The sequence below is a fragment of the Mesorhizobium sp. M7A.F.Ca.AU.001.01.1.1 genome (assembly GCF_004022735.1).
GTDB lineage: Bacteria > Pseudomonadota > Alphaproteobacteria > Rhizobiales > Rhizobiaceae > Mesorhizobium > Mesorhizobium ciceri.
Window position 1 is genome coordinate 1 of sequence record NZ_RZPF01000500.1, and the last position, 5,071, is coordinate 5,071.

Genomic DNA, 5,071 nt, shown 5'->3' on the forward strand with positions numbered 1-5,071 from the left:
GCAAGGAACCACGCATCATGGCTCTTGAACGGATAAGAGACGCCGCCCTTCCAGAACTTCATGGAGAGATCGGTGCCGTTGGCGACGCGGCCATTGCCATAGTTGATGTCGCCCTTGAGGCGGCCGATGATGTCGGCGACGGGCACGTTCATCCATTGCCGCTTGCCGATGATAGCGGCCATCTCGTCCTTGTTCTAGGTGGCCTCGCACCATTGCTGGGCTTCCATGACGGCCATCAGGATCGCCTTGGTGGCGTTCGGATATTTCTCGATGAATTCGGCGCGCAGGCCGAGCGCCTTTTCGGGATGGCCCTTCCACAATTCGCCTGTCGTGGCGGCGGTGAAGCCCACGCCCTGGTGGACGAGTTGCTCGTTCCACGGCTCGCCGACGCAGAACACGTCCATATTGCCGACCTTCATGTTGGCCACCATCTGCGGCGGCGGCACGACGATGGTCGAGACGTCCTTGTCGGGATCGATGCCGCCGGCGGCCAGCCAATAGCGCAGCCACAGATCATGCGTACCGCCCGGGAAGGTCATGGCGGCCTTGATTTCCTTGCCGGTCGCCTTCTTGGCAGCGAAGGCGTCTTTCAGCTTCGAGGCGTCGAGGCCGACACCGGTGCCGGCATATTCCTGGGCGACCGAAATGCCCTGGCAGTCGTAGTTGAGCCGAGCCACGATCGCCATCGGCATCGGCTGGTTGTTCTGCGTCACCTTGCCGGTGTGCATGAGGTAAGGCAGCGGTGTCAGGATATGAGCGCCGTCGATGCCGTTGGCCGCGCCGCCGAGCATCAGATTGTCGCGTGTCGCACCCCAGGAGGCCTGCTTGAGCACCTCGACATCGGGCATGCCGAACTTGGCGAACAGCCCCTTCTCCTTGGCGATCATCAGCGGGGCCGCATCGGTGAGGGCAATGAAGCCGAGCTTGGCGCCGGTGACCTCCGGAGTGGCGGTCGCGGCATAGGCGCCGGAAGGGAAGAGCTTGCGGGCCGCCACGAACAGGCCGGCCGTCATCGCGCTGCTGACCAGAAAATCGCGGCGCGTCATGTCCTTGAGGGTCGTTCCAGTCCTGATCCGTTTCGTCATCGTCGTCTCCGGTTGGGCGCGGCTTGAGATCCGCGTCGTCGATTGCGTGTTGATCAAAACAAAAAAGCCGCCAGCCAGGTCTTCGCGTCCGGGTGACCGGGAGCGCGCATGAACCTGAGCGGCAGCTTTGCCTGTGGCGCCCGCCATTGGACGCCTGTTCCGTGACCCGCAAAGGGCCTGTCTATTTCAAAGCAGGAACCGTGCCAGTTTTGAGAGAGGTGAAAAAGGCCAATGAAATCCGCAGCCTGCGCTGATCGCCGGCGCACTGAACCCTATGGCCGGAAGGCCAAAGATTGTTCATTAGGGCAATCGCGCGCACAATTTTTGTGCAATGCACAAGGATGGCGCGGAAATGATCAGGCCTGAATCTCGGCAGATTTCTGGCCGGTAATGTACGCATCGATCTCGTCAGGATCGAAGATCTGACCGTCGAAGAAACCGTCAGGACCGAGCACAAGGCCGGCGCCTGTCGCGCCGACCGCGGTGGCAATTTGGAGCGCACCCTCGACTTTCGAATTGGCGCCGGGAAGCGCGACGCCGAGCGGCTTCAGCGCCGAACGGTAGAGGTCGGGACGGTAGCAATCGCGGGCGATGGCAAGGCTTTCAGGCGTGTGCGCCACGTGCCCCCAGCGCACCATCTGCGTGTAGAACCACAGCGCATGGCTCTTCCACGGAAAGTTCGCCGCCTTGTCGAAGGGGAGGAAGAAGTCGTCGATGGTCCGCTCCGCACCGCCGCCCAGTTGGAGATGGCCGGTCAGGATCGGCATCTGCACGGTCGGCGGCAGGCCGAGGAAGCCGGCCTGCGCCATCACCCCGGCCAGTTCGCCATGGTTGGCCGGATCCTGGCACCAGCGCGCCGAGTGATGCAGCGCGCGCAGCAGCGCCGCCAAGGCCTCGGGGTTTTCATCTGCCCAAGCCTTGCGCACGCCGATCACCTTCTCCGGGCTGTTGCGCCATATCCGCGCCTTGACGGTGACGATGTGGCCGGTGCCGGCGGCCACCGTAGCGCTGTTCCAGGGTTCGCCGACGCAGTAGCCGTCGATGCGGCCGGCGGCCAGCGCATCGGCCATGAAGGGCGGCGGCACGATGACGATCTCAATCTCTTGGCTCGGATCGATGCCGCAGGCGGCGAGCCAGTAGCGCAATTCGTAATTGTGCCCGGAATGCGGATGCACCACGGCAAAGCGCAGCGGATCGCCACCGGCCGCAGCGCGCTCGCGAATGAGCGCGCCAAGTGCGGCACCGGCGCGCGCCGGGTCTAGGTCGGCCTCGGCGCCGTGTGCCGCCATACCGGCCCAAACGGCATTGGAGATGGTGACGCAATTGCCGCCGAGGCCGAGCGAGAACGGCACGATGGTTTCCGAGGCCAGCGGCGTCAGCCCGAGATTGCAGGCGAGCGGCATCGGTCCCAGCATATGCGCGAGATGGAAGTGGCCGATGGCGATGCGGTCGCGGATGTTGGCCCAGGATGTCTCGCGGTGCAGCTTCAGATCGATGCCTTCTTGCGCGGCGAAGCCAAGCTCGCCGGCCGCGACCAGCACGGCGCTGTCGAAAAGCGGCATGAAGCCGGCGGTGATCTGGTGCTCGGCAGTCATGCTCATTCGTCCTCCGCCGGTCCCAGCAGCCCCGCGGCAGTCACCAGGCTTTGGGCGATGTCGCCGATCTTGCGGTTCTGGTTCATCGCCGTCTTGCGCAGCAGCGTGTAGGCCGCCTCTTCGGAGAGGCCGCGCGATTTCATCAGGATGCCCTTGGCACGGTCGATCACCTTGCGGCTCTCGAGCTCGCCGCGAACCTCTTCCAGTTCGCGTGCCATGCGCGAAAAGGCGTTGAAGCGGCTGACCGCCATGTCGAGGATCGGCTTGACGCGCTCTTGCCGCAGACCGTCGACGACATAGGCCGAAACGCCGGCATCGACCGCCGCCTCGATCGAGGCCTGGTCGGAGCGGTCGACGAACATGGCGATCGGCCGTTTTACGGCACGCGACAGCTGGAACATGTTTTCCAGCATGTCGCGATTCGGGTTTTCGAGATCGATGACGATGACATCGGGCTCGATCTCGGCGATCCGCCGCGCAATGCCGGTCACATCATGGATGACGGTGACCCGCTCATGGCCGGCCTCGCGCAAACCCGCCTCGATGATCGCGGCGCGGATGCGGTTTTCATCGATCACCAGGACGGCGAGTGCGGTTCGAACCATGCCTGCATTGTGACTAAGCGAGGGAATTGTGCAATGCGGTATCGAGAGAGAGCGGTGCTCGCTACGCCTTGGCAGGCCTATAGAGGTGGACGCTGGAAATGGATAGCTGTGATTTTGGCGGCAGTAGGACCGACTGCGGCTAACGCATTCACTACGTCAATCGGTTTGAGACGACCGGAACAGCAACTGGAACCAAGGCAGAGATCAAGCAGCCTATGGCGCTGATCGCGTTGAGATTACAACGGCGGCAACGGCACCAGATCTGAGGACGAAAAATGATCGACAAGAAATCTGAGACTGAAGCTGAAAAAGAGATCTGTGAAGTCGTGGGCCGAATCGTACTCATGGCTTCACTCTTAGACAATCAGTTAAATGCCGTCTTGGTGGCAGCTCTATCTCTTGGCGGGAAGGCGCTGACACTCGCGGTTGTCGCTGCCCTGGACCCGGCCCGAAAAGTTGAAATCCTGAAGGCATTTGTCACGCAGATATCCAACGACGAATGGAAGAAGCCAGTCCTGCGTTACGCAGACGGCGTTGAAAAAGTAAACCGGGCTCGGAACCTCGCCGCCCACAGTATGGTTATCGACAGCGGTGGAGAACATGTTCTAGCGACCAATAGCGTTGCGAAATTATTGAAGGCTACTGATCGTAAAAGCCGAGCGATCAAACGTGTGCCGCTCAACACGCTGAGCAATGCTTCAGATCTCGCGCTGAAAGTCTATAAAGAGGGTGAGAGCGTTATCGCCAATTTTGGTCGAGTTGAGTTGGAGAGAAATCGACGGGGAGCAGCGGCGCAACGCTAGATCATTCGGAATCCAATTGTCTGCGGCTTCGTTGGATGCCAATCAGCCGATCATGAAAAGAGTCGCACTACCGATATCCTAGATCGGCCGAGGCTTATGTGCGTCGCGCCGACCGCTAAATAATCATGCCGGGAAATGAGCTTCTTTGATGAGTTGGAATATTCTCGCTGCGCTTCCGAACATCGTCGTCACAGACCCGATTGAGGGAGAACAATTCTCCATGATCGGCAGCGATGACGCGCGCCTGTCCGATAATTTTGCCCTGCAGCCAAATCTAAAAGCATTCTTCCGAAGGTTTACAAACAGCCACGGAGTGAGGATTACGCCCGCAGCGCTCGTTGCGAGATCTGATACGCCCGCCGAGTTTCTCAACAGCGAAGCTGTCTCGGGTTTTCGAGATGCCGTTGCCGCGTCCATCATCCCATTTGCACGCGCTGCGGCCATAACTCATCGCAATTATTCCCGACCGATGTACTCTGACTCTTTCGATCTTTATCCTTGGATGGTCGATCGGAATGGCGAGCACCTCATCGCGAACACTCCGGCCGTAAGCGCACTTCATCAGATCAAAGGATTTAGGGGGCTTTCCTCGCCAGGACTTTCGGTCGTCCAGATTCGCGATTGGGACATTGATGAAGCGTTACTAAAAGTTTTGCTAGACTGGTGGAGGAAGAGATTTTCCGGCGGAACGCCACACTGGGAACAACTTGCGCTATTTCGCTCTCTGAACGCTGCTAATGCCGCAATGCAAATGCCGCAAAGCGCGGGCGCCACGATATATGACTGGGGCCGATCCCTGTCGCTTTGGATAAGCGCATTTGAGATACTCGTGCACCCTGGCCCTGGCGGTGAAGCCAACCGCGCGAAAGTATTTGCATTGATTGAACGCGGTGAATGGGAGCGTGAAGCAGTTCGCGAAAAAGTCCATGATGTGCGGTTGAGCAAAAAGAGCGTCGTAAGAAAAGCATTTCCCAGCTATCTGT

Annotated in this window: 3 protein-coding genes and 2 pseudogenes; 2 read left to right on the top strand and 3 right to left on the bottom strand. The window is 60.0% G+C overall.

The window, feature by feature from the left end; genetic code table 11:
• The 3 genes and pseudogenes from EN884_RS25410 to EN884_RS25420 all read right to left on the bottom strand — a co-directional run.
• Window positions 1–1,085 (bottom strand): annotated as a pseudogene (locus EN884_RS25410) (CmpA/NrtA family ABC transporter substrate-binding protein); the annotation flags it as partial.
• A 356-nt stretch (window positions 1,086–1,441) separates the two neighbouring features.
• Window positions 1,442–2,680, bottom strand: a complete 1,239-nt coding sequence (locus tag EN884_RS25415) for a CmpA/NrtA family ABC transporter substrate-binding protein (protein WP_063170300.1) — start codon at window positions 2,678–2,680, stop codon at window positions 1,442–1,444.
• A 2-nt stretch (window positions 2,681–2,682) separates the two neighbouring features.
• Window positions 2,683–3,285 (bottom strand): ANTAR domain-containing response regulator, encoded by a 603-nt coding sequence (locus EN884_RS25420; protein ID WP_013530455.1) that lies wholly within the window; start codon window positions 3,283–3,285, stop codon window positions 2,683–2,685.
• 275 nt (window positions 3,286–3,560) lie between these two features.
• Between EN884_RS25420 and EN884_RS25425 the strand changes: the two genes are divergently transcribed.
• Complete coding sequence (locus EN884_RS25425; protein WP_063168699.1) at window positions 3,561–4,088, top strand: hypothetical protein; 528 nt, start codon at window positions 3,561–3,563, stop codon at window positions 4,086–4,088.
• 148 nt (window positions 4,089–4,236) lie between these two features.
• Window positions 4,237–5,071: pseudogene (locus EN884_RS25430) on the top strand (hypothetical protein); the annotation flags it as partial.